The 22702-nt window shown below is 64.2% G+C and carries 21 protein-coding genes; 10 read left to right on the top strand and 11 right to left on the bottom strand.

Translation table 11 applies throughout. The annotated features are described in order from the left end of the window. Nucleotides 1–52 precede the first annotated feature (52 nt). Nucleotides 53–979, bottom strand: a complete 927-nt coding sequence (locus tag BEMPMBAN_RS02320) for a phosphatase PAP2 family protein (protein WP_234897252.1) — start codon at nt 977–979, stop codon at nt 53–55. Nucleotides 980–1103: 124 nt separating this feature from the next. On the opposite strand from BEMPMBAN_RS02320, the gene BEMPMBAN_RS02315 reads away from it, so the two are divergent. Continuing rightward, the gene (locus BEMPMBAN_RS02315) at nt 1104–1910 is read left to right on the top strand and encodes an ESX secretion-associated protein EspG (protein WP_159228735.1); all 807 of its coding nucleotides are present in this window, start codon (nt 1104–1106) and stop codon (nt 1908–1910) included. A gap of 17 nt (nt 1911–1927) precedes the next feature. Here the strand turns inward: BEMPMBAN_RS02315 and BEMPMBAN_RS02310 are convergent, their stop codons facing one another. From BEMPMBAN_RS02310 to BEMPMBAN_RS02290, 5 genes are all read right to left on the bottom strand, one after another. Further along, nucleotides 1928–3265, bottom strand: a complete 1338-nt coding sequence (locus tag BEMPMBAN_RS02310; RefSeq protein WP_159228734.1) for a 9-bladed beta-propeller domain-containing protein — start codon at nt 3263–3265, stop codon at nt 1928–1930. A 77-nt stretch (nt 3266–3342) separates the two neighbouring features. Then, complete coding sequence (locus tag BEMPMBAN_RS02305) at nt 3343–4074, bottom strand: hypothetical protein (protein ID WP_159228733.1); 732 nt, start codon at nt 4072–4074, stop codon at nt 3343–3345. After that, complete coding sequence (locus BEMPMBAN_RS02300; protein ID WP_159228732.1) at nt 4071–5417, bottom strand: hypothetical protein; 1347 nt, start codon at nt 5415–5417, stop codon at nt 4071–4073. The genes BEMPMBAN_RS02305 and BEMPMBAN_RS02300 overlap by 4 nt, the downstream gene beginning before the upstream one ends. A 3-nt stretch (nt 5418–5420) precedes the next feature. Then, a complete protein-coding gene (locus BEMPMBAN_RS02295) occupies nt 5421–5705 on the bottom strand; it encodes a type VII secretion target (protein WP_159228731.1) in 285 nt (94 codons plus the stop codon). 233 nt (nt 5706–5938) lie between these two features. Further along, on the bottom strand, nt 5939–7168 hold the full coding sequence (locus tag BEMPMBAN_RS02290; RefSeq protein ID WP_159228730.1) for a saccharopine dehydrogenase family protein: 1230 nt from the start codon (nt 7166–7168) through the stop codon (nt 5939–5941). Nucleotides 7169–7200: 32 nt separating this feature from the next. Here BEMPMBAN_RS02290 and BEMPMBAN_RS02285 point away from each other — a divergent pair, with 32 nt between their 5' ends. Then, the gene (locus BEMPMBAN_RS02285) at nt 7201–7803 is read left to right on the top strand and encodes a TetR/AcrR family transcriptional regulator (protein ID WP_159228729.1); all 603 of its coding nucleotides are present in this window, start codon (nt 7201–7203) and stop codon (nt 7801–7803) included. 721 nt (nt 7804–8524) lie between these two features. Here BEMPMBAN_RS02285 and BEMPMBAN_RS02280 read toward each other — a convergent pair. Next, the gene (locus tag BEMPMBAN_RS02280; RefSeq protein ID WP_067992162.1) at nt 8525–11611 is read right to left on the bottom strand and encodes an MMPL/RND family transporter; all 3087 of its coding nucleotides are present in this window, start codon (nt 11609–11611) and stop codon (nt 8525–8527) included. 373 nt (nt 11612–11984) lie between these two features. Here BEMPMBAN_RS02280 and BEMPMBAN_RS02275 point away from each other — a divergent pair, with 373 nt between their 5' ends. Further along, nucleotides 11985–12626 carry a TetR/AcrR family transcriptional regulator gene (locus BEMPMBAN_RS02275; RefSeq protein WP_085981140.1) on the top strand — a complete coding sequence of 214 codons (642 nt, stop codon included), beginning with the start codon at nt 11985–11987 and terminating at the stop codon, nt 12624–12626. Nucleotides 12627–12717: 91 nt separating this feature from the next. Here the strand turns inward: BEMPMBAN_RS02275 and BEMPMBAN_RS02270 are convergent, their stop codons facing one another. After that, nucleotides 12718–13386 (bottom strand): TetR/AcrR family transcriptional regulator, encoded by a 669-nt coding sequence (locus BEMPMBAN_RS02270; RefSeq protein WP_232783764.1) that lies wholly within the window; start codon nt 13384–13386, stop codon nt 12718–12720. Between the two features lie 75 nt (nt 13387–13461). Between BEMPMBAN_RS02270 and BEMPMBAN_RS02265 the strand changes: the two genes are divergently transcribed. After that, complete coding sequence (locus BEMPMBAN_RS02265) at nt 13462–14331, top strand: metal-dependent hydrolase (RefSeq protein WP_011895469.1); 870 nt, start codon at nt 13462–13464, stop codon at nt 14329–14331. Nucleotides 14332–14510: 179 nt separating this feature from the next. After that, nucleotides 14511–15059 (top strand): hypothetical protein, encoded by a 549-nt coding sequence (locus BEMPMBAN_RS02260; RefSeq protein ID WP_052537336.1) that lies wholly within the window; start codon nt 14511–14513, stop codon nt 15057–15059. 31 nt (nt 15060–15090) lie between these two features. Here the strand turns inward: BEMPMBAN_RS02260 and BEMPMBAN_RS02255 are convergent, their stop codons facing one another. Genes BEMPMBAN_RS02255 through BEMPMBAN_RS02245 form a run of 3 tightly spaced genes read right to left on the bottom strand, consistent with a single transcriptional unit; the run spans nt 15091 to nt 18289 of the window. Then, a complete protein-coding gene (locus tag BEMPMBAN_RS02255) occupies nt 15091–15666 on the bottom strand; it encodes a carboxymuconolactone decarboxylase family protein (RefSeq protein WP_041800308.1) in 576 nt (191 codons plus the stop codon). 35 nt (nt 15667–15701) lie between these two features. Continuing rightward, nucleotides 15702–16799 carry a zinc-dependent alcohol dehydrogenase gene (locus tag BEMPMBAN_RS02250; RefSeq protein ID WP_067992164.1) on the bottom strand — a complete coding sequence of 366 codons (1098 nt, stop codon included), beginning with the start codon at nt 16797–16799 and terminating at the stop codon, nt 15702–15704. Continuing rightward, on the bottom strand, nt 16796–18289 hold the full coding sequence (locus tag BEMPMBAN_RS02245) for an acetyl-CoA acetyltransferase (RefSeq protein ID WP_067992167.1): 1494 nt from the start codon (nt 18287–18289) through the stop codon (nt 16796–16798). The genes BEMPMBAN_RS02250 and BEMPMBAN_RS02245 overlap by 4 nt, the downstream gene beginning before the upstream one ends. Before the next feature lie 180 nt (nt 18290–18469). Here BEMPMBAN_RS02245 and BEMPMBAN_RS02240 point away from each other — a divergent pair, with 180 nt between their 5' ends. The 5 genes from BEMPMBAN_RS02240 to BEMPMBAN_RS02220 all read left to right on the top strand — a co-directional run bounded on the left by BEMPMBAN_RS02240 (nt 18470) and on the right by BEMPMBAN_RS02220 (nt 22575). Continuing rightward, complete coding sequence (locus tag BEMPMBAN_RS02240) at nt 18470–19063, top strand: TetR/AcrR family transcriptional regulator (RefSeq protein WP_011895464.1); 594 nt, start codon at nt 18470–18472, stop codon at nt 19061–19063. Nucleotides 19064–19111: 48 nt separating this feature from the next. Further along, a complete protein-coding gene (locus BEMPMBAN_RS02235; protein WP_011895463.1) occupies nt 19112–19546 on the top strand; it encodes a PaaI family thioesterase in 435 nt (144 codons plus the stop codon). A 52-nt stretch (nt 19547–19598) separates the two neighbouring features. Further along, complete coding sequence (locus BEMPMBAN_RS02230) at nt 19599–20498, top strand: alpha/beta fold hydrolase (RefSeq protein ID WP_011895462.1); 900 nt, start codon at nt 19599–19601, stop codon at nt 20496–20498. A 466-nt stretch (nt 20499–20964) separates the two neighbouring features. Next, nucleotides 20965–21264, top strand: a complete 300-nt coding sequence (locus BEMPMBAN_RS02225) for a hypothetical protein (protein ID WP_131805205.1) — start codon at nt 20965–20967, stop codon at nt 21262–21264. A gap of 18 nt (nt 21265–21282) precedes the next feature. Continuing rightward, a complete protein-coding gene (locus BEMPMBAN_RS02220; RefSeq protein WP_078290120.1) occupies nt 21283–22575 on the top strand; it encodes a PucR family transcriptional regulator in 1293 nt (430 codons plus the stop codon). Nucleotides 22576–22702: the final 127 nt, after the last annotated feature.

Here is a 22702-nt window from a genome sequence, read left to right as displayed (position 1 = left end):
AGGACCCGAGCCGAGCTCCGACCGAAACGGCGAACTAACGGCCTGACCGGTCTCAGCGGGTGCTGACCGGGTCGCCGCGACGTTTGCTCTCCAGTCGGTGCCAGGTCCACCAGAACAGCAGCGCGGCGGCCACCGAACCGGCAGCGGCCAGCCACTGCGACCCTAGAAACAGATGCCACTCGGCGGGCTCGTCGTTCAGATGGGCTGACGCCCCGCGCAGCACTTGCACCACGCCCAGGGCCAGGCTCGCCGATCCGGCGGCGCCGACCAGCACGACGAACACCGTACGAAGGGTGTAGCGCGTCGCCGGCGGGGAGATCACCGCGCGGATCCGACCGCTGCGGGCCAGGAAGTGCGACGCAGCGCAGGCCACGATGAGCGCCACCGCGTCGGCGGCCAGGGTGTCCGAGAGCCTGTGGGCCTTGATGATGACGGTGTAGGCACCGATGCCGACCGCCCAGGTGAGCGTGAAGAACATCGCGACACCGCGGAACCGGTACGGCATCACGATCAGCGTGGCGAACAACAGCGACATCGCCGCCGTGGTGTGCCCGCTGGGCAGTGTGTTGTCGGCGAACGTGCCGTTGATCGAGACCAGTTCGGGGCGCGACAACACGTGGTACTTCAGCACTTGGGTGACGGCCTGCCCGCCGAGGATCACCCCCACCCCGGCCACAGCCAGCCACACCTGGCGGCGCAGTAGCCCGATCACGGCGACGATCACCGCCGCGGCCAACTGCGACGTGACGGTGATGGTGTGGAACTGGTCCAGCGCCGCTTGACGCACCCCGGCGTCGACCTGGGTGGCGCCGCGCAGCGCCGCGTCTTCGAACCGCTGGCCCGTCGTCGTGTGCACGGCCAGCAGGTAGACCACGGTGCCGAACAGCAATGCGGCGATCAGCACTGCCGTCCACCGGTGCCGGGCCCGACGCAACCGGGCGTTCCCGTCGAGCGCCACCCGCCTTTCGGTCCTCGTCACCGTCCCAAAGCTCCCATTCGTGCGTCCGGATCGGACCGAACCCCCAGCGTTCGACCGAGCGTACTGGCCGTCGGTATCCCCCACCGTTTGTACGCAAGAGCGTGGCCGCCCGCAGAATGGGTCCATGACGGATGGGGTGAGCATCGCTGCGACGCCGGTGGACACCGTGGCCGTGGTCGACCTGGAGTCGGCGTGCGCACTGTTCGGCCGGGAAGCGCCGCCCTATCCGCTGGGGCGTAGCCGACCCGTCGGGTCGGTGTGGCTCGCCACCAGAGCCGGCGAGCCGGTTGCTGATCGCATCGCCGCTGGCGATCTTCCCGGAGTTCGATCATGGGTGGAAGCCCTTGTGCGAAGCGATGTCTGCGTGGAATGCCGGGTGACTCACTCAGACGCAGACACGCCGGACGTGCGGCTGCACGCGCTGCGTGGGGGCGAGTCCGGGTTCGTTGCGCGGCAGACCCGCGATCAGGACGGTGTCGACGTCGTCGACATCTACTCGGTGGCGCCGGATGCGTTGGCGACCGCGATTGCAGAATCGGTGGGACTGGTCGGCGCGGGTGCCCACCCGCGGATTGTGGTGGCAGCAGGAGAGAGCCGCCTGCCGACGATGCCGGAAACGGCGGAGGAATACGATGACCTCGGATTTCCTGTTCAGCGCGCCGATCCCGACGAATCCCCTGCCCGTATGATCGACGGCAGCGAGGTGGTGGCCACGGGGACGGTGCAGACTCGTCACGAGCCGGCGCGGCGCTGGGGTACGGATCCGCAGCGTCGGATGCTGCAGTGGGTGCAGATCAGCGGCGACGGCGACTACATCTACGAGTTCGACGGCCACGCCGAGCCGCTGAGCCGAGACATGCTGCGGGGGTTCATCGAAGGTTTCATCGCAGACGATATGGAGGCCGCGCGGGCGCACCGCGGCCTGATGTGAGGGCGGGGGAGTTGTGATCACCCGGGTGCTACGAGAGCCGACAACCGATCCCCGACGCGGTGCACAAGCGTCGTGTGCACCCGCCACACCTCGGTGGTTGAGGTGCGGGTCGAGCCCGGCAGCGCCCACAGTGTTTCGCACGTAGCCAGATCGACGCCCTCGGCCGGCGAACGGGAGCCCGACGTCACCACCACGTCTTCGCCGGACCCGATGTAGCCATACCCGAGTTCCTCCCGGTCGCAGACCGCGCCTTCGTGACCAGTACCCAGCTCAAACTGTCGCCACGTTCGATGCTCCTCGTCTGTGGAGATCAACAGGGTGGTGCCGGCCAGTCGGGTACGGGGATACAGAACGGATTTGGACAGCTCGAGCAGCGGCTTGCCGGCGATCGTGAGAACACGATCGTCGGTGTCGGTCTGGACCATGGGGAGGATGTCGGAGCCGCTGCGGAGTTGTACCGCACCAACGACGCGGCTGCGCGCACGACCGTTGTTGTCGAAGAACGCGATCCCGACCGTGGCGGAGGAACCGCTTCTGAGTTCGGCGGCGAATCCCCCCGGGTAGGCGACGGCACGCTGGACTGATTCACCGGGCGCCAGCTGTGGTGTGACCACCGTGCCGTCGGCGAGCGAGAACACCACGTCAGGCTCGCGGAGACGGGACTGTACGGCGACGACCGGTGCTGCGACGTCCAGTTCGTCGTCAAGGGGGAACGTCATGGATCCGGTGCCCGGGACGTGCCACGTCAGCTCGGCCTGCTGGCCGACGCCGTAGACGCCGACGCCATTCACGGTGGCGACCAGGTACTGACCGACCTGCTCGACGTAAGGGTCGCCGACATCGCGCTTCCACGTCAGGTCGGTGGCGCCGTCGTAGACCAATCTGCCGGTGCGGGTATCGATCACCCATGCGTGGTTGCGACGTTGCGCATCGGCGTCATCCCGCAGGCACACCGCCATGGTCGGCCCGTTCAGGAAGCACGCGGAGGCCATGATCGCTTCGGCATCGTCATGTGGACCCAACCAGACCGGCTCGAACAGGCGGCTCCCGTCGGCCACGTCGACACCGAAAACCCACCATTCTCGAGCGGAGTTCGCCAGAAAGATACCTCGGTTCTCGTCGTTGCCGATCGGGGAGTAGCGGATCCCTGCGCCTGATCTCATCCCCAGGTCGACGGCGTTGTGTGTCCACCCCGGCACAGGCTTGCGTCTCAGCGGGATGTCCAGCAGGAACTGTTCGGGCAGGCCGAGTTCCGTTGCGGACTGCCCAGAGTTGTTGGAGGTGGCCGGGGGCGGTTCACCGCGAACCGGGCGTCCGTCAGTGACGCATCCCGTGATTGCCGCTAGCGCGATCATGAGAAGTGCAGCTGTCGCCGCGCGGAATTGATGACCTCGAATCCGACGCGGTAGGCCAGACAAGTGCTTTGCCAATGTCATTCCACGGTGAACTTCTCGTCCTGGAGACGCTGCAGGCCGCGGCGGTCGACGAGTTCGTCGCGGAATTCGGGGTGCTGCCAATAGAACCGCACCCACTCACGAAGGGAGTCGCTGTTGCCGGTGACACAGTCTGAGAGCAGGGTGGCGCTTCTGCCCTCGGGCAGCACCAGCACGATCAACTCTCTGCCACGGAGTTTGCGACGCACTGGGTGATCCAGGATCTGCTCGATGTCCTCCCACTTGGCGCGCCGGAATGCCAGCCACGGCCCGTTCCACACTTCGCAGCGGTCGGGAGTCAAGCGCAGATAGCAGTCGCCGCCGTGAGCGATCATGCGCCACAGCGTTGCCACGCCTGCCACGAATACGAAGACCATGGCCCAAGCCAAGGAGGACCGGTATGTGGGTATGTCGACGACGTCGAAGAATGAAACAACGATATAGAGCAGGGCGCCAAAGGTGGCGCCGCCGATCCAGATCAGGGAAAGGACATCGAATAGTCTTCTCGGCCTGATGGTCGTCCCAGTAAGACTGCACTCGCCCCGGGGATCAGCCATCCATCTCATGACCGCCCACTGGACCGCGAAGAAAAAGAAGGCGCCGCTGAAGAGAAATGCGATCACTGAGGAGAAGGGGTTGCCATCGGAGATAGCCCCAATACCCCACCAGGCGAACATAATTACGCATGCGCTGAGAAAACCGAATAAGGCGGCATCGCGGGCGTTCGTCATCGCGAGCAGAACTGATTTCCGAGAAAGGTGCCGAATGCGCCGACCACTTGCGAGCCACCGATCGACATGATGCCTGCCGTAATCCAGCCTGCGCCTGGAACGAGCAGAGGGGCGAATCCGCCCGCGACAGATCCGGCACCGGTGTAGGTGTCAACGCACCGCTCGAAAGCACTTTGCGCGCCGGCGACATTGAACAACGTCTCAGCGATCCCGACGGCAGGGCCGGCGAACTTCGCTCCTACGCCGACATTCTTGAGTGCGTCCGCGCTCAAGCCCGGGATGGACCCACCCTGTCCGACGTATCGCTCCAAACCGGTGAGAGCACCGCCCGCGATGGCGGTAGGGGGGTTACTGAGAATCTCGATCGGGATGTCGCCTTCCCGCCCATCGGGTGTGTAGACCTTGGCTTCGGTCCTGCCGTTCGGCCACCGATGGGACTCTAAGAGCGTGCCGTCCGCAAGCCGTGTACTCGTCGTTGTGGCACCTCGGAGTGAATAGGTCGTCGAATCCTTCCACGTGACAGTGCTGGTCTGCGACAAGAAGTTCCCATCGTTGTCGTAGTGGGTGACGCGCAAGGTAGGGCCACGGTCCCACCGGTACTCGTTGTCCTCGGTCACCACTTGCTTGCTGCCATCTTGCATGGTGTGCGTTGTGGTGGTGGTGTCGCCGTCGACTTCCACCGCCGTGTCTCGGATCGTTTGTGACATGTCGATGTCACGCAGCATGGCCTGCTGCATCAGTCCGGTCGCTGCGGCCGGACTGGGCACCTCGTCGCTGGGCCTCGGCATTCCGGGAAGCAGGTTGTCCAGTCCGGTGGGATCGGGTGCTTCGAATCCGTGCTTCTTGGCGGCGGCGGTCACCGCGGCGGCGGTGTCGTCGTCGGCGGCGCCCACCGCGAGCAGCAACCCGTTGACGGTGATCTGTTCGGCTTGCGCGCGTCGCTCCAGCGCCGCCGCCTGTTCGGCGGTCATCGCGGCGCCGGTGATCAAGACCACCCACTGGTCGCTGACGTGCAACTGGCCGCTCGTGTCGATCTCGTCGGCCTTGTTCAGCAATGCTGTCCGCGCTTCGCCGATGGTGCCGGCGCCGTCCCGGAAGGCTGCGCCGACGGCCTTGGTGTAGGCCGCCAAGGCGCTGGCGGCCTCCGCGGCACGGCCGAGCATCTTGGAGGCGGCGGCGTGCGCGTCACCCGACCACGCTCTGGTCTCGGGCATGGTGTCGATGTTGTTGCTCATCGTGGTGACTGCTCCGGCGACAGCTCGGCCGCTGTCCTTGACCGCTTGTCCGGTGAAAGCCAGCGAATCGGGATTCCAGCGCTCCAACCGGGAACGAGACGGCAACACGGGTCAGAAGATTCCTTCGAAGCTGCCGGCGAGTTCGTCGTCGGTCACCTCGTAGCTGTTTCCCGCGCCGCGCACTGCGGTGCCCATGTCGCCGACCTGGGTGGCGATGTGGTCGGCGATCTCCTTGACGTGGGCGCCGACGAGTCGGGCCGCCCACTGGGTGGTCGAACCGTCCAGGCCGTCGGCCGCGGTGGCCACCTTGGCCCCGACATCGGCCTCGCGGATCAGCGCCGCGGCGTTATCGACCTGCCCGGCGAAGGCACGCAGAATCTCCGGGTCGACTTCCATGGTGGTCAGATTAATGCAGCCGGAGGGGTCGGCTGTGCACCAATTTGGACCGCCGATCCAATTACCTAGAGCCTGACCGCCCCCGGAGGCAACGAGGACTGCCGGCACGCGGTCGGGCATTCGGTCGGCGAATGCTAATGCCAGCGCGTTGCGTTCATGCCGCGCAACTCGCCAACCGAGGCTAGCGAAACCGCCACTCATACAAGGGTTCCGGACAGACCCGGGCATTCGGGTCAGCCGCTAAGAGTGTGGGCGGGTGGTGCGAGGAACGCCGTGAGAAGCGAGGTGTTTAGGGCCACGGCAGCGGCGTGTGGTGATTCCCAGGAGCGGGTGGTGGCGGTCATCGCGTGCGGTTGCGGGTTGCCGATGCAGTGCCGGGATAGGTCGGCGAAGAACGCGGTGGGGTCGAGCAGGATTTCGGGGGTGTGCACGCCGGGGCGAGCACTGGCGGCGACTAGAGGCGCGGCAACAGCTAGGGGGATGCCGGTGTTGGCGGCCATGGACAGGCCAGGGATCTGCGCGAGCGCGGTGGCAACTGTGGCGGGCTGGTTGTCGCGGCGGCCGGTGGCAATGGCGAAAAGGGGTGGCATGCCGCCGGGTTTGATGATGCTGGCGGGGTTGGCTGGGATCAGGCGCTCGGTCCAGCCAGCGAGCCGGGCAGCCCGCTGGGCAGACACGATGCGGCGGTCGATAGCCCGGCGCAGCGTCGAAAGTCCAGCCAGGGTGGCTCGGTCGCCGACGACGATGTTGGTGTTGTCACACAGCTCGGGAAACGCTCGGTTGAGGGTGACCGCCTCGGGGTGCCCAAAGCTGCGCCCAATCCCCGGCCCGATACCGGGGTAGTCGAACCTGATCTGTTCCAAGGCGGGTCGCTGCACCACTGTGCCGTCGCGGGTGAGCGGGATGGTACCGCTGATTTGGCGCATCGCGTGTAGCAGCGCGGCACTGGTTTGATGGTCGGCGCCCGGGCCGGGTTGTGCCGCAACAACATTCCATCCGGTCAACATCGTCTCGACAGTGTCGAGTTGACGTCCGGCAAGCACGGCGAGCAGGTTGGCGATGCCAGGGCTGGCGCCCATCCCGATCAATGCTGTCACTCCGGCGGCCTTGGCGCGCTCGCCCATTGCGAGCATCTCCAGGGTGGGCTGCGGATCGTCGCAGATATCGACGTAGTCGCGTCCGGTTTCGATGGCCGTCGCCAGGGTCGGCACCCCGAACCGGAAGAACGGGCCCACGGTGTTGACGACCAGATCGCAATCGCGCATCGCGGCCATCAGGGCGGGATGGTCGGTGACATCCAGCCCCCGCGCTGACACCTTCGAACCCAAAGTGTCCGCGACCGCGGCGGCACGCTGCTGGTCAAGGTCGGCCACGACCAGCCCGGTCACCCTCTCGTCGTCGGCCAGGACACGGGCAGCGACAGCGCCCATCTCACCGGCGCCGCCCAACGCCAAAATCCTCATCCGATCCGCCCCTCGTTGATAAGCTGACTGTCGTGACAGTAAACAAAGTCGGGCGGCCGAGCAAGGCCCGGGAACGGATCGCCGAAATCTTGCGGGCCACGGCCACGGTGGTCGCCCGCGACGGTCTGGCCAACACCACCCTGTCGCAAGTCGCCGCTGCGGCCGGGATGCAGCGCACGTTGGTGCTGCACTATTTCGGCAGCCGCGACAGCCTGATCCAAGCGTTCGTCGACGAGGCTGTCGCCGCCTACGGCACCGCGATGCTGCGCGTCGACAACGACGAGAAGCTATTGCGCCGCATTCATACGATGTTCGCCCCGGGCGCGTATCACAGCAGAGAGGACTTGGTGGTGTGGAGCGAGTTGGTCGCCCTGGGTGCGCGCGATCCTCATGTGCGGCAACGACTGCACGCGCTATGGGCACGGCGGTGGCTACCCGAACTCGAACAACAATTAGCCGATCAGTACCCCTCCGCAAGTCCGGACGAGATCAGTTCAGCCGCCTACGGACTGGCCTGCCTCTTCGAGGCCCACTGGGCGTTTCACCTACAAGGCATCACGGGCCCCGACCGCCAGCGCCAAGCCCAACACTCAGCCCAAGCCATCCTCGACAGCCTGACCACTACCGCCCCATAGCGAACCTTGCTCGCGAGAAGGCCGCCCGCACCGGAATCGGCGGCAGCCTCGCCACGTCAATCCACAGGTCTTGACAACTACTCCACAGCGGTACCTGCGTTTTGCCGGACATGAGGATCTGTGGTCGAGGCCTGAGCAACGCCTCGCGACATGAGTCTCGCGACGAGGCCGTGCAGGTGCCCTTCGTCGACACCTACGCGGACCTGTTTCCTGATGATCTGGAGATAGTGGCGGCCGCGCTGGACGACGCGAGGCGGGGCGCGCTCGAACGCCCGCGCGAATCTACTGCGGACTAGCTCGCGGACTGGACAGCAAGAAAGCCCTGACCGAACTACGGATCAGGGCCTCTGCGATCACACGAGTCGGGGTGGCGGGATTCGAACCCACGACCTCTTCGTCCCGAACCACGCCACCTGGGGTTTTGATGACGTTGGGTACGTTGGCCCGCGTAAGTTTTCCCAGCTCAGCTGCATTGGGTGGGTTGGCGCGCGCAGGAGTCGCGAAAATCTACTGCGGACTGCCTGCGGACTGAGACACCTTGGTGGTCAAGGCCGCCTTTGATTTACCGAGAGCGGGAACCTTGAAATCAGGATGTCAGTTTGGACGCTTACTCGACGGGCTTGCAACACCAGATCACGACGGATCCGCAACCAAAGATCACGTCTGCGAATGGACCTCGCGTTCCTCGCATTCCTCGCTTCCACTAGTAGTGCGTTGCTCCTTATTTCTGCGTGGCGGTGTCAGCTACTGGGGTCCGCGTTGCTTTGGAAGGCCACCAGCTGGCTTCGCGTAGAAGTGTGGCGATGGCGGGCACGGTGAGGGTGCGCACGAGGAAGGTATCGAGCAGCAATCCGAAGCCGATGATGAGGCCGGCTTGGATCATGATTGCGACTGAGCCGACCATGAGGCCGAACATGCTGGCGGCGAATATCAGACCAGCTGAGGTGATGACGGCTCCGGTGTTTGCCACGGTGCGCAGGACGCCGACGCGGATGTTGGTCCCGGATTCTTCGCGGAGCCGTGAGACGAGCAGCATGTTGTAGTCGGCGCCGACGGCGACGAGGATGATGAATGCCAGTAATGGTACGGGCCAAGCGATTTCGTAGCCCAGTCCCCATTGGAATACCACAACGCCGATGCCGAGCGAGGCGAGGTAGTTGAGCACGACGGTGCCTAAGAGGTAGAGCGGTGCCAGGAGTGCGCGCAGCAGTAGGACCAGGATGACGCCGACGATGATTATGGTGGCGACGGCCAGTTGTGCGAAGTCGGCCCATAGGAATCGTTGGATATCGGAGTTGACGGCGGGGAAGCCGGCGACGGATACGGTGGCGTCGGCGAGCGACGTGTTGGGTCGTGCGGTGTTGGCGGTGTCGGTGATGCGGCTGGCGAGCTCCATGGCTTCGACGCTGTAAGGGTCGTGGCTGCTTTCGATCATGAACCGCGCGGTCTTGCCGTCCGGTGAGAGGAATTGCTTGGCAACATCGGTGAATTGCCGGTTCTCGAATGCATTAGCGGGCAAGTAGAAACCGCTCGAGGAGTCGGAGTCCGCCGCTGCGCGTGAGGAATTCTGTAGTTGGGTGGCGATCTGGCTCATACCGGACAGCATTTCGATGTTGCTGTCGGCGAGGGTGCGGACACCGGTCGCGAGTGCTTGAGCGCCGGAGGCGAGCTGTCCGATTCCCTCCTGCAATCGGCGGAGATTGGTGGCTAGGTCGGCGGGGTCACCGAGGGCTCCGAATGCCTTGTCCAGCGAGGCGACTGCGTTCTGGACGTTGGAGAGGGTGCCACCAACGGTGGCATTGGTCGCGGGATCGTAGCGGTCCCCGAGGTCGGCGATCTGGTCGAAGAATCCGCTGTCGCGCAGGCTGACCAAAATCTTCACCTGGTCACGAATTTGGGCGCACTGCGGGGTGGCGGCACACCACGGTGAGGTGTTGAGCGCGCCCACGAGTGGATCGAGCTGGGTGATCGCGTTCTGCGCCTGGTTGGCCAGCGGTCGCAGTCCTGGGCCGGATTGGATGGCTTGGTCGACGGCGGGGGCGGTGGCGGAAAGTTGTTGCAGCAGTGGGCGGAACTGGTTGACCTGAGTTCCCGCGGATTGAGCTTGGGTGAGGATTCCGGCCAGTGGCGCGAGGGCGGTGCGCACCGTGCCATCGAGTTGGGCGAGGCCGTCGGCGAGCTGGTCGGCGCCGCCGGTGAGTTTGGCGAGGTCGTCCTTGCGTGAGTTGCCCTCGGCGACCGCGCCGGCCATTTTCTCGCCGATCTGGCCGTTCTGCCAGGCCAGTTCTGCTTGGTCGAGGCGCTCCCCGGTGGGGCGGGTGACTCCGGACACCCTGGTGACGCCGGGGATCTGGGAGACGCGAGAGGCCATCTCGTCGAGATCGGCCAGCCCCCTCCCGGTCCGCATGTCGGTCGGGTTCTCTACGACGAGGAACTCGCTGATGACGACGTCCTTGCGGAAGTGGCGGTCCAGAAGTTGGTAGCCCTGGTTGCTGGCCGTGGTGTCTGGTTGTCCCTTGCGGTCGTCGTAGCTGATTTTGATGGTCGCAGCGGCTGCCGACAGGGCGAGCAGGATGGCCAGGCTGACGATCAGCAGTGGCACCGGACGGCGGACCACGGCGACGGCGACGCTGTTCCAGTAGCGGCGGGTGCGATCGGATTTGGGTTCACCGATGCCGCGTTTGGCGGCTAGCGACAGCACGGGTGGCAGCAGGGTGACGGTCGCCAGAAATCCGAACAGCACGGCGATGGCACACGCGGGGCCCAGGGCGGCGAAGACGCTGAGCCGCGCGAAGACCATGGCCAAGAACGCGAGTGCCACGGTGGCGGCGGACGCCAGGATGACGCGCCCGATGCTGGCGGTGGCGTGGATGATCGCCTGATCGGCGGGTACTTGGGCGCGGCGCTGCTCGTGGTACCGGCTGATCAGAAAAACTGTGTAATCAGTTCCGGCGCCGAGCAGGATCGCCGTCATGAATGCGACGGTGAACTGGGAGACCGGCATGCCCATCTCGCCGAGGGCGGATAGCACGCCGCGCCCAACCGCCAGGCTCAACCCGATTACCAGCAGTGGCAACAGCGCGGTGAACACTGACCGGTAGACGATCAGCAAGATCAGGGCGATCACGCCGGCGGTAGCGATCGAGATCAACAGCAGGTCGTGCTCGGCGGAGGCGATCATGTCGCTGAAGGTCGCCGGTGGTCCCGTCACTTGGACGGTCGTGGTCGATCCGGTGAACACCTCCGCGGCGATGTCGCGCACCGCGTTCAAGGATTCGGCTGCCGTGGGGTCTCCGAGGGTGCCGGTGACACCGACGGGCAGATACCAGGCTTTGCGGTCGGCGCTGACTGCCTGAGCTTCGGTAATCGGATCGGCCAGCAGGTCCTGCACCAGCAGGACGTGGTCGCCCTCGGCCTGCAACCGGCGCACGAGTTCGCCGTAGCGCTGCCGTGCAGTTGGAGTCAAGCCAGTGGGGTCTTCCATGGCGACGAACACCATGGTTTTCGAGCCTTCTTCGCCGAACGCGGCGCTCATGCGGTCAACCGTCTGCAAGGACGGGGCGTCGCGAGGAATGAGGTCCACCGACTGTTGGCGCACCACGGTTTCCAGCTGTGGGAACAGCAGCGCGAGAACCACCGCGGCGCCTAGCCATACCCCGATGACGAGCGCTTTGTGTCGGAGGGTGAACCGGGCCAGGGTCGCCAACCGTTCGCTGTACTCGCGAGTGTCGGCCGGGTCGGTGGATCCGTTGGCGCGCCGACCAGGCCGCTTGGCCTGGCTTGGGGCATCTGCACTGCCGTCGGTCACTTGGCCTCCACTGGTAGCGATACTGCCGGTATCGGTACGCTACCGCACGTAGTGCAAGTGGTGACGGCGACCGGTGGGGGCCTCGCTCAAGAGCGTCATGAGTCGACTCCCTACGGGATTGCGGCGGGCCAGTCGGCCGCGAATACCTGCACGGCGTGCAGGGCGCCTCCTACCGCCACCGTCGCCAGTGCCGCACGATCACTGCTGGGGGCGGGAATGACGACAGCCGCTGCCACGTCTCTGAGAACTCGAAGTTTGAGCGTTCTGATCGTCAATCGCTGCCCTCCGCGGAGTCCTATGGTGGCACGCGCCCCCATTGGGGGCGGATGCTACCAAAGTGTTGCGACCTACTGTGGCTTGCCAAGATGGACATGTGCGGACGCGGTCGAAGAGATGGGGCGGGCGTACCGGTGCTGAACGCCGGGCGGAGCGCCGTCAGCGCCTCATTGATGCCGCGACGGAAATCTGGAGTGAAAGCGGTTGGGCAGCAGTCACGATGAGAGGAGTGTGCGCCAAAACCGGCCTGAACGACCGTTACTTCTACGAAGACTTCAAGACCCGCGACGAGTTACTTGTCGCTGCATGGGACGGCGTGCGCAACGAGATGCTCGGTGAGGTTTCTGCGACGCTCGCAGAACGCATCGGGCAGCCGCCGATGGAGACCATCCGCGTGACCATCGCCGCGGTGGTCGACCGGATTGCAGAGGATCCGGGCAGGGCGAAGATTCTACTGGCTCAACACGTGGGCAGTTCCCCGCTTCAGGATCGGCGCGCTGTCGCACTGCAGGAGGCGACACACCTGGTGATCGCAGCCAGTGAGCCACACCTGAGGCCGGAAGCCGATGAAACCGCCCTTCGGATGGACACACTGGTGGCCGTTGGTGGCTTCGTCGAATTGATCACCGCATGGCATGCAGGTTTGCTTGACGTCATCCAGGGGGAGATCGTGGAGCACACGAGTCGGCTTGCCGAGACGCTCGCCGAACGTTATTTGGTCGACGACGCTGGCCTCTAATGTTGTACAGCGGCGTTCATGTGTTCAGTCCGGAATGAAGCAAGCGGAGGCACCTCGACATTCGCGAAGCGCGGCCGGGAGGCGCCAGAAGCTAACTCTGAGGTTTGGCTTTGGTCGTGGCCGACTCGACTGCGTTCTGCAGCAGCACATAGCTGCCGAGGCTGCCCAGGAAACCTGCGCAGTGCTGAACGAGTTCATCGGTGGTGAACTCGAGTTCTCCGTCGAGCCAGCGGCGCAAGACTTCGAATAACCCACCCACACCCAATGTCGAGGCCAAATGGGCAACGCCCACTGCGGAGTCGGCGATGTCAAGGTGAAGTCTGGCCTCACGCAATACGAGGTCGGTGAAACCGGTCATCATGTCGCTGCGTAACTCCCGAAGCAGCGGCTCCGTTGCAGATTCCACGAACAAGATCCGACCCAGTCGAGGATCATTGTTGATCATGCTGACCAGCCCGCGGATCGGCGCGTACGCGAGCACCTCGGGTGGGGCGCCGGCATCGGGGATCGCGTCAACTATCACCTCCTGGAAGGTTGCGTAGAGCTGCTGGTAGACAGCTCGCAAGAGGGCGTCTCTGTCAGGGAAATGCTGATAGAAGTAGCGTGACGTCACGCCGGACTCAGCGCATACGGCAGTCACCGTGGCGGCGGCAACGCCGTGCGTGCCGATCAACTCCATCGCGGCCTCGATGAGACGCGTGCGCCTGTTCCGGTGACGCTCCTCGGCGGACATCCCGCTGTACACCCGCACCGATCGCACAACGCATAGCTTGCCATCTAATTCTGACTAGGCGTAAAGTCAGATCATCAGTGCCCATGACAACAGGAGAACAACATGAGCGACGATTCGTCCACACGGCCCACCACGCGGGTCGTCCCGAAGCCCCGCCGTGTCCGATTCGACATGCCTGCTGAGACCAGTCGGCAGCACTTCGTCGATGGCGACTTGGTGATGAGCCACTTTGTGTCCACCTTGTCGGCCACGTTCCCCGAAGGCGAAGACTTCTTCATCCGGTCAGTCCGCGAGTACCGGGACCACATCAGCGACGCTGACCTGAAGGAGGCGGTCAAGGGATTCATCGCTCAAGAGGCCACCCACCGGCACCAGCATCGGCTGCTCAACGATCGCCTTCAAGCGATGGGCTATCCCACCGAGGGGATCGATCGGCATATCAAGAAGTTGGTTGGCCGACTCGAGAAGCGTTTTTCTCCCAAGATGCGCCTGGCTGTGACGGCAGCCCTCGAGCACTACACGGCGACATTCGCCGAGATCATTCTCACCAGCGACGAAGCTCAAGAACTGATCGGCTACACCGAGGTGCGGCCGATTCTGCTTTGGCACGCACTGGAGGAATGCGAGCACAAGGCCGTCGCTTTCGATGTCTACGAGACGGTCGGTGGAAGCGAACGCACCAGGGTCTGGGGAATGCGGATCGCCAGTCTCCTATTGTTCACCGAGTTGGTCATCCAGACCACCCGCTCTCTGGCCGGCGATCGTGCCGCCTACAACCCGGTGCGGTTGCTGCGCAGCCTTCGAGCCTTCCGTCATAACCCGCTGTTCAGCCGAGCAGCGATTGAGCGCTTCCGTTCCTACACCCACGCCGGGTTCCATCCCGACGACTGGGATAGCGCAGAAATCCTCGAACGTTGGACCAAGGAACTCTTCGACGCCGATGGCGGCCAACAGCTACGGAGTAACGTGTAGGTCGACAAGTACTTTTGTGGTGAAAGCCGCCATATGGAACGACCTCTTCACGAAGAAGTGCGTTGCGCCGTGGCCGCATCGCGCGTTCAGGCATTCCGCTGATGCGGGCGGAAGGGCCATTACCGCCGTCCCGTCAGCGTCCGAAGACGTCCCGGCAAATCTGCACACAAGTTGGCGCCGTGTCAGCGAGCGCGCATGTCTTCTACGAATTGCTGTCCGGAGTTGCGATGCCGTTCGCGTCGGTGATTGGTCCGGTGCCGGCAGCGACGGGTTGGGGCATGAGCACCGCAGTAGTACTTCGCATGGCGGAACGTGCCGATAAGCGTCACGAGGCTGTCCTCGGTGTTGTGAACGGCCTGTTCCTGACGACCGTGTTGGCTCACTTCATACACTGGCCGAAGCGCTGGAGATTTGGTGTGCCAAGCCTGTCCGAGTGCGAAGGACTATGCGGCCCAATCCTGGTGCCTTACAACGGTATTCTTTACATTTCGGGGCTCAGTGCTGTAGCCGGATTGCTGGAGAATGGTCGCCGAGGTGCGGTCCGTGGTGCGATCGTCCCGCTGCTGGGTGTTCCAGTTCTCCTTCGACTGCAGCGGATGGAATTCCGTCGGCTCAGTCTTCAGGCCCGGCGCAATCCTCGGTGGTGGAATCGCCGTCTGCAGATGCAACCGCCCGACCGTTCGACATCGTCAGATCCCGACCAACAGGTGCTAGGGGCAGAGTCATAGCACGGAGTCGACATGGCGAGCCGATCACCCTTCAGTCAACGGAGGGTCGAACTCCGTCAGGGGGCCATCCTTCGAGGCCGTCTTCTAGCGGCACGTGCAAGGACCGCAGCAGCGCTGAGAACAATCTCCAATTCCCGATCGCGGCGACGAGTTCGACGAGGACGGCCGGGTCCCCGTGCAACGCGCGCTGACACTCAGCCCAGGTTTCATCCGAGATGGTGCCGTCACGCAACGTCTCGTCTGTCGCCGCCAGTACCGCCCGCTCGGCTTCGCCGAAGTGGCCGGCGTTCTGCCAGTCGCGCACCCCGAGCAGGTCGCGTTCGGGCACATCGAGCAAGCGGGCAACCCTCCAGTGTTGCGTCCACTCATAGACCGAATCAGTGACCCAGCCGATTCGCATGATGATCAGCTCCCGTAGCCGCGCATCCAGCGCGCCTTTCCACAGCAACGCCTCCAGCATTCCATGCAATGCGACGGCTACAGGGGGCTGATGAAGCGCGATCCTGAAAACAGACAGTTCAGCCATGGCGTCCGGAATCCCGCATTGAGCGGCGCGCTCGCGGGCATCTGTCAGGGCAAGCATGTCAACCCGGCTTTGGCTGCTCACGGTGGATCCTTCCGGTTGGGCGCTAGTTGGCGCTGTCAGGCGATCGGCACAAAGACGTTGTGCAGAGCGGGGACCCGGTCCGGCTCGTTGCCGGCCAGAAGGTCGAGCAGCCCGGGCAGGCCGGCGAAACCGGTGATCTCGCGGTGCAATTCTTCGAAGGGCCAACGCCTAGAGACCAGCAGCTCGATGGCGCTCTGGTAGGCGGGGTAGTCGACCCCCAACGAACCGAAGATGCGTAGTTCCTTGAATACGAGCAGGTCTGGCTCGAAGCCCGGCGCTCCGCCGCCGCCGCGTGTGCCCGCGACCACCACGCGTCCGCCGGGCTGCGCGAGTCCGACGGCGTCCGCGAATGCGGCTGGCGCCTTCGCGGTGACGTCGACGACGACATCTGCGAGCCGGCCGGTCGCCATTTGCAGGGCCTGCGCCGGGTCGTCTTCGGTGACGTCGATGGTCAGGTCCACGCCGAACTGGTGGGCTGCGGCTAGCCGAGTTCGGTCGCGAGGGCCGACCCCGGTCATCGCGACGAATGCCGCTCCGGCCTCCTTGGCGGCTACGGCAGCACAAATCCCGCGGATCCCTGGTCCGAGGACCGCGACGACGTCGCCCGGGCTTGTCTCGGGCAACATGGCAGCCCATTTGATCCCTGCCCCAAGCGGATTGAACAACGTCGCGACGATCGGGTCGAGTCCGTCCGGGACCGGCAACGGCATGGAATCGAACGGCAGATGCAGGTGGGTTGCATAGCCTCCCCACAGGCCGGGCGGGATGTTCACGTCGACGAAGCCGAACATGGTGGCGAGGCCGTTGCTCGAGCACCTGCGATACTCGCCGCGGCCGCACGAGTCGCACTCCCGACACGATCGGAACACCTCGACGGCGACTCGCTGACCCACCGAGACGCCCCAACGCTCGCGCGCGGCGTCACCGATTCCCTCGATGACGCCGATGATCTCGTGTCCGGGGATGAAGGCGAACCCCGTCGGCAGGTGTCCGCTGAACTGCTCGTGGTCGGTTCCGCAGAGCCCGCACGCCTCGATCCGCAGGAGACCGGACTCGTCGTCGATGCGCGGCACCGGAAGATGCCGCCGTTCAAGGGTGCGCGGCTTGGTCAGCACGAGCGCGTCGGCGTTCACGACAGTTCGAATTCGACGTGTCCGTCCGCCTGCCGCACGGCGACTTGGTGTCCGACGCACATGTCTCGTGACATTGCCACCGCCACCTCGGCATCGTCACTGCGCGCCGCGACGCGGCGGCCGTCGGTCATGCGCGCGAAAATCGGCACCCAGGAGGGGCCTTGGTCACGGTCGTGCACGACCGTGTATCCATCTATGGTCGCCTCTCCGGATGCGTCGGCGGGAGAAGCGACCGGGAGGGAGGTGCCGTCGATCGCAGACTGCGCATCGGCCATGTCCGGAGTCTGCCATCCCGTTGGCGGTGGAGTCGCCGACCACAGACCCAGCGAGTGCTTTGTGATGTACCAGCCCAGTCCGGACACGAGCCCGACGGCGTCCGGGTCGCTCCTGCAGCGTCGCACCATCTCGACGATCGAATGGCTGACATAGTTGTTACCCGGCCCTCCGTGGTAGGGCAGTCCGCCGGTCACCGTGAACCCGCGGTCATCCGCCGGGTCGAGATCCAAGGCGTCGATCGCCGCCTCGACCGCGGAAGGAAAGCAAGAGTAGAAATCAAACCATCTAATGTCGTCGATGTGAAGTCCACTGGCCGCCAATACCGCCTTGCCGGCGGCCCTTATTCCGGCGGAACGACCCAGATCAGGCCGCTGAACCGGGAAATACACGTCGTTGCATGTGGCCGACGACCACGGGAAGACCCAACGATCACTGGGCACTCCGAGTTCCTCGGCGACTTCGGCGGCCATGATCACGAAAGCGGCAGCCATATCCACGGCGATGATGCTGTTGAGCAGCTTCGGATACGGCTCGCACACCATCCGGTTAGCCGGGGAGACCGTGCTGAGCTCGTCTGCGCTACGGGCACGCGGAAACCAGGCCTGCTCGAGATGTCGGGACGCCTCAACCGTGAACGGAGCCATCAAGTCACCCAGCCAGCGGCGCTGTTCGTCGAATGTGCGGCCTGATCGGGCCGCGATCGCGGATTCGAAGATCGGGTACACCTCGTGCGGCCAATGTAACCCGGCGCCCACCTCGGCTTCGCTCAGTCCCGGGCGGGTGTCACCGAGTGACTCGTCCTGTGCTGCGATGGGTTTGGGCTCCAAAAGTGCGCTACCGGATGCGACTTTGCGTGCTGACGCGCCGCTTTCCGCTCCGACGATCAGAGCCCCGTCGCTGACGCCGCGCCAAATGCGGCGGCCGAGGACCTCGACCAGATACTGGGGGGTGTTGCCGCCGACCGGACAACTGATGCGATGATCCGGCGTCAGCCCAGTCGCTTCGGCAATCCTCGACGCGGGGTTGTCGCGTGGGATCATCAAGATTCCGGGCGTCGCCACGGTATCGATGCGATGCCCGATCGCGGCCGAAGCATCATGCAGCGCTCGACGCGCGGCCTCGGCGGCCAAATCGATGGGATCGACGGTGCCTTCACCGCGATGTGTCAGTTCACCGACGCCGACGACAACCGGAGTGCGTGGTGGGATGGCCAACGGTCAGATCACGCTCATCGTCGAGGTCTTCTATGCGACACGACTGCGATATTGTCACATCCGTTTCCATGCGACAACCGCGGGTGTTCGACAGAGCGGGTCCCTTGACAGGGCATACTCGTACCCGTGACGAAGAGATCGTTGCGGCGGGGCGACGCGACTCCTGGGCGAAACCGCGATATGGCGCGCGATCGCCTACTCGACGCCGCCGAAACGTGCCTGCAAGGCAAGGGGCTGTCGGGCACCACGATGGAGGATATCGCCAGGCATGCGGGCGTATCGCGCGCCACGGTCTATCGCTACTTCGCTAGTCGCGAATCCGTCGTATCCGGTGTCATCGTCCGCGCAGCGGAACGCTACCTGCACCGCACCAGCGGACGGATCTTGGCGCACACCGACTTGGGCTCTGCCATATTGGACTTCGTTGCAGTCACGGTGCGCGCGGCACGCCGCGAACCGATAATCGGCATGCTCTTCGCCAGCGACGATGAACTCGCCGGCGTGGGACTGGCCGAGGGAACGTCGGTGGCGCTGTTCGAACTCGTCGCCGAGTTTCTGCGACCCGTGTTCGCCGCACACTGGCATCAACTCGAAGCCGGCGTTTCGGTCGATGACGCCGCCGAATGGATTTTGCGCATCATCCTCAGCTTGCTCGCGGTTCGCGGCCCCCGGCACCGCAGCCCCGAAGGAATCGATGCTTTCTTGCGCCGATTCCTGCTTCCCGCGCTACTGGCCGACACTCACAGTTGCATTGCTGCGACAACTGCGGAGTAGTGTCTCAGCGATGGCATCGGTATCGCTGAACGAAACGAGGCGCTGACCATGGACTTCCCCCAGTTCAACAAGCAAATAGCCGAGGAGCTCCAGCACGCGGGGGGAACCTCGGGAGGGCTCGCCAAGTACTTGGACTTCCGCCACATCGAGTTCTCCGCCGGGAGACTGGTAGTGGAAATGGACGCCCGAGCCGATTTGTTGACTCCTTTCGGCACTCTGCATGGCGGATGCCTGTCAGCGATGGTCGACCACTGCTTGGGCGTGGTGTTCTATCCGGTGATCCCACCTGGGTCATGGGTGGCCACAACCGAATTCAAACTGAACCTCCTACGTCCGGTGTCCAGTGGAGTCTGCGTTGCGGTCGCCGACATCATCGCGCTGGGGAAGCGTAGCGGCGTCGCCAGGATCGACATCACCAATACGGGACGCCCGGTATGCGCCGCACAGGGAACAGTGACCGTCGTCGCCCAGAGCGCCTCGTGATCCGGTCGCGGAACGAGAACGCTGCCCAAGGCGACCATCGAGGACACAGCAAATGACCTCAACGTTCGAGCGCGTCCGCAACGAAGACGGAACCGCCCTTGCAGCCGATGTCTACCGACACGAATCCGCCCGCGCGGTCGTCATACTGCTGCACGGCGGTGGACAGAACCGCCATGCCTGGGCGACTACCGCGCGCCGCTTACACGCGCGCGGGTATACCGTCGTCGCTTACGACGCCCGCGGTCACGGCGACAGCGAGTGGGACCCCGATGGTCGATACGATCTCGACCGACTTGCATCCGACCTGCTGTCGATTCGCCGATATGCCAGCGATGGCCGCCCGCCAGCTGTCGTTGGCGCATCCTTGGGCGGCATGACGGTGTTGGGAACGCATTTGGTGGCGCCTGCCGATCTGTGGGGAGCCGTCGTACTGGTCGACATAACTCCGCGAATGGAGTTTCACGGAGCACGCCGCGTCGTGTCTTTCATGGGCGCCCATCCCGACGGATTCGATACGCTCGACGCGGCCGCGGACGTCATTGCCCAGTACAACCGGCATCGCGCTCGGCCCAAGAACTTGGACGGTCTCCGAAAGGTCTTGCAGCAGCGCGACGACGGTCGGTGGATCTGGCGATGGGATCCGGCGTTCATAGCTTCCAACTTCGAGTTCCTGCAGGGCGACCCAGCAACTGGTGCCAAAGAATTCGGCGCCATAAGCGACCTTCTCATCGAAGGGGCCCGCCGCGTGCGAGCACCAACGCTTCTCATTCGCGGCGTTCACTCCGACGTGACGTCGCAGCAGTCGGTCGAGGAGTTCCTCGAAGTCGTACCGCACGCCGAGGCTGTCGACGTTTCGGGCACGGGCCACATGGTTGCGGGCGACGACAACGACGCCTTCACTTCGGCAGTCGCAGATTTTCTCGACCGCACGCTGAACGACTCGTCGGACTGAGCGTCTTTCAGGGCCCTGCGATGGCCGCGGCCCGGCCACTCTGGTTCGTTGTCGAGGTGTCAGAACTACCTCCATGAACGGAACCCCGGCGGCGCAGTATCGGCGCATCCGAAGGCAGCGATGCCAAACCGTATGGTTCGACCATCGCCTGGGCCGAATTATCATTCGAACCGAAGCATTTTGCTGGTGGGCGCTGTCCAGGTCGGATCGAGCGGTCGGAGTTCTCCGAACCAGTGCCCGCACACCTTGACGAACACACCCGCCGCCGGGGCGACCCGGATCAGATCGGCGCTGCTGTTGGGATCTTGGAGTCAGTCGACGGCCGGGGGCGAGTCCAGAGGACAGCCTACTGCTATCCAGGCTTCAGCTTCGGTATGCGGGAGGCGGGCGGGCATATCCGGCGCCCGATTCGACCACCTCGTCAGAGCGGCGGGCGTTCCTTCGCATGAGCAGTTCCGGAAACTTCGTGGCCGAAACGATCGAGAAAGTCGTCTATTGCGGCCAGGGCGGTGCTGATCGTTCCTCGCAATGGGGCTGCTCCGGCCGCGAAGGCCGCAAACAAGGTTATTGCGAGCAGACAACTCATGCCTCCGCCTTCCTCTTCACGCGCATCCGTTCGCCGTGGCCCACAGCAATGCCTCGTTCGGCTGCTGAAATGGTAAAACGTGGCTCACCGCTCCTTAACAGCGTAGATACCCGGATCCGCGATCGGTATGTCTCGAAGGGTCGAACCTGCGGGCGTCTGTTGTCTCGCAAAGACAAGTAATCGAGTACGGTCGCAGCTGTGCTTGATTCATCCGAAGTTCAAGACACCCCCGGTCACGCGGTTCATCACCTATTCCGAGACCTCGGCGACCTCGTCAGAGAATTGCCCGAGTCCATACATGGCCTTCTGATTGAGCAAGTTGCCGAACTCGCTGCCGATCAACAGCTCAAAGAGCTACTGAGTGACACCGTCGCCGCGAACGTAGACACTTGGTTCTCCGTCGTCCGTCACTCGATCCCGTTCGACCGCATGGAGTCACCGACGGCCGCCCTTGAACACGCCCGGAGGATGGCGCAACGCGAGGTACCCGTCAACGCGCTGCTGCGGGCATACAGGCTCGGGCACCAGTATGGATTGAACCTCATCATCGCTGGCCTTCGGAGCGCGGACCTACCGCCCGAGGAGAAATTGGCGCTCATTGAACACATCACCCGTGTGTCTTTCCGCTACATCGACTGGATGTCTGAGCAGGTCTTGGAGACATATCAGACTGAACGCGCGGAGTGGGACGAGCGCCGACGAAGTTTGCGTGCACAAGCCATTCGAGACATCCTCAACGGACGCGACGTAGACCTGACCGAAGCGTCGTCGGCTATGAGGTACTTCTTGGGCGCAACGCATGTGGCTCTCATGGTATGGCTCGACCGAGATGCGGGCGCCGACACCGACGAGTTCATCGCCATGGAGCGCTTCATGCAACACGCGGTCTCCGCCACTGGAGCGAAGCAATCGGTCTACTTCTCCATCGACCGCCTCGTCGGATGCGCATGGATGACGGTTCACCGCCCGTCGGACTATTTATCGCAGCTGCGCGACTTCGTCCGGGCTCAACCTGACGGCCCAAGACTTTCCGTCGGTGAACCACTTCCGGGGATTGAAGGCTTCCGCCGCACCTACCGACAGGCTGAGCAGGCCCGTGTGGTCGCGGTGGCAGCCGACGGCTCCTCACGGCACCGGATCGTCGCTGCACGAGATCCCGGTGTGGCCCTGGCCTCGATGCTGATGACCGATGACGCGACTCTGAAGGAATGGATTTACGATGTGCTGGGCCCGTTGGCTCAGAACACTGCATCGGACCAGCGTCTACGAGACACGTTGAGGGTGTTCTTGCGTGCCGGTTCCAGCTTCAAAGCCGCCGCCAACGAATTGCAGATACACGCCAATACCGTCAAGTATCGCGTAAATCGAGCACTCGAGCGCCGCGGTCGCCCGATCGCCGCGGAACGATTAGACGTCGAGGTCGCCCTACTGATGTGCTATTGGCTCGGCGAAGTAGCACTGAACCCAACACAAGCCTTGGGGCGGTCCTAGTCGTTCGTGTCCCGCGAACGCCCTTGCTGCGTAACTGTGCCGTCTACTGACGAACACGCCGAATCTGAGGATGGTCAGCGCGACGATCCGGCGCCGCCCGGCCTGATAATCCGAGTTCGATTCATGT

This window comes from Mycolicibacterium austroafricanum, from assembly GCF_902705885.1.
Taxonomy (GTDB): Bacteria; Actinomycetota; Actinomycetes; order Mycobacteriales; family Mycobacteriaceae; genus Mycobacterium; species Mycobacterium vanbaalenii_A.
Note: the sequence above shows the minus strand (reverse complement) of the source record. Positions and strands in the feature narration are given on the sequence as shown.

Excerpts from the sequence above, each read along its gene's own strand:
- BEMPMBAN_RS02315 (WP_159228735.1), top strand. The coding sequence starts at position 1,104 with ATGACGGATGGGGTGAGCATCGCTGCGACGCCGGTGGACACCGTGGCC.
- BEMPMBAN_RS02235 (WP_011895463.1), top strand. The coding sequence starts at position 19,112 with ATGGACTTCCCCCAGTTCAACAAGCAAATAGCCGAGGAGCTCCAGCAC.
- BEMPMBAN_RS02305 (WP_159228733.1), bottom strand. The coding sequence starts at position 4,074 with ATGACGAACGCCCGCGATGCCGCCTTATTCGGTTTTCTCAGCGCATGC.
- BEMPMBAN_RS02295 (WP_159228731.1), bottom strand. The coding sequence starts at position 5,705 with ATGGAAGTCGACCCGGAGATTCTGCGTGCCTTCGCCGGGCAGGTCGAT.
- BEMPMBAN_RS02310 (WP_159228734.1), bottom strand. The coding sequence starts at position 3,265 with ATGATCGCGCTAGCGGCAATCACGGGATGCGTCACTGACGGACGCCCG.
- BEMPMBAN_RS02290 (WP_159228730.1), bottom strand. The coding sequence starts at position 7,168 with ATGAGGATTTTGGCGTTGGGCGGCGCCGGTGAGATGGGCGCTGTCGCT.
- BEMPMBAN_RS02230 (WP_011895462.1), top strand. The coding sequence starts at position 19,599 with ATGACCTCAACGTTCGAGCGCGTCCGCAACGAAGACGGAACCGCCCTT.
- BEMPMBAN_RS02240 (WP_011895464.1), top strand. The coding sequence starts at position 18,470 with ATGGCGCGCGATCGCCTACTCGACGCCGCCGAAACGTGCCTGCAAGGC.
- BEMPMBAN_RS02265 (WP_011895469.1), top strand. The coding sequence starts at position 13,462 with ATGAGCGACGATTCGTCCACACGGCCCACCACGCGGGTCGTCCCGAAG.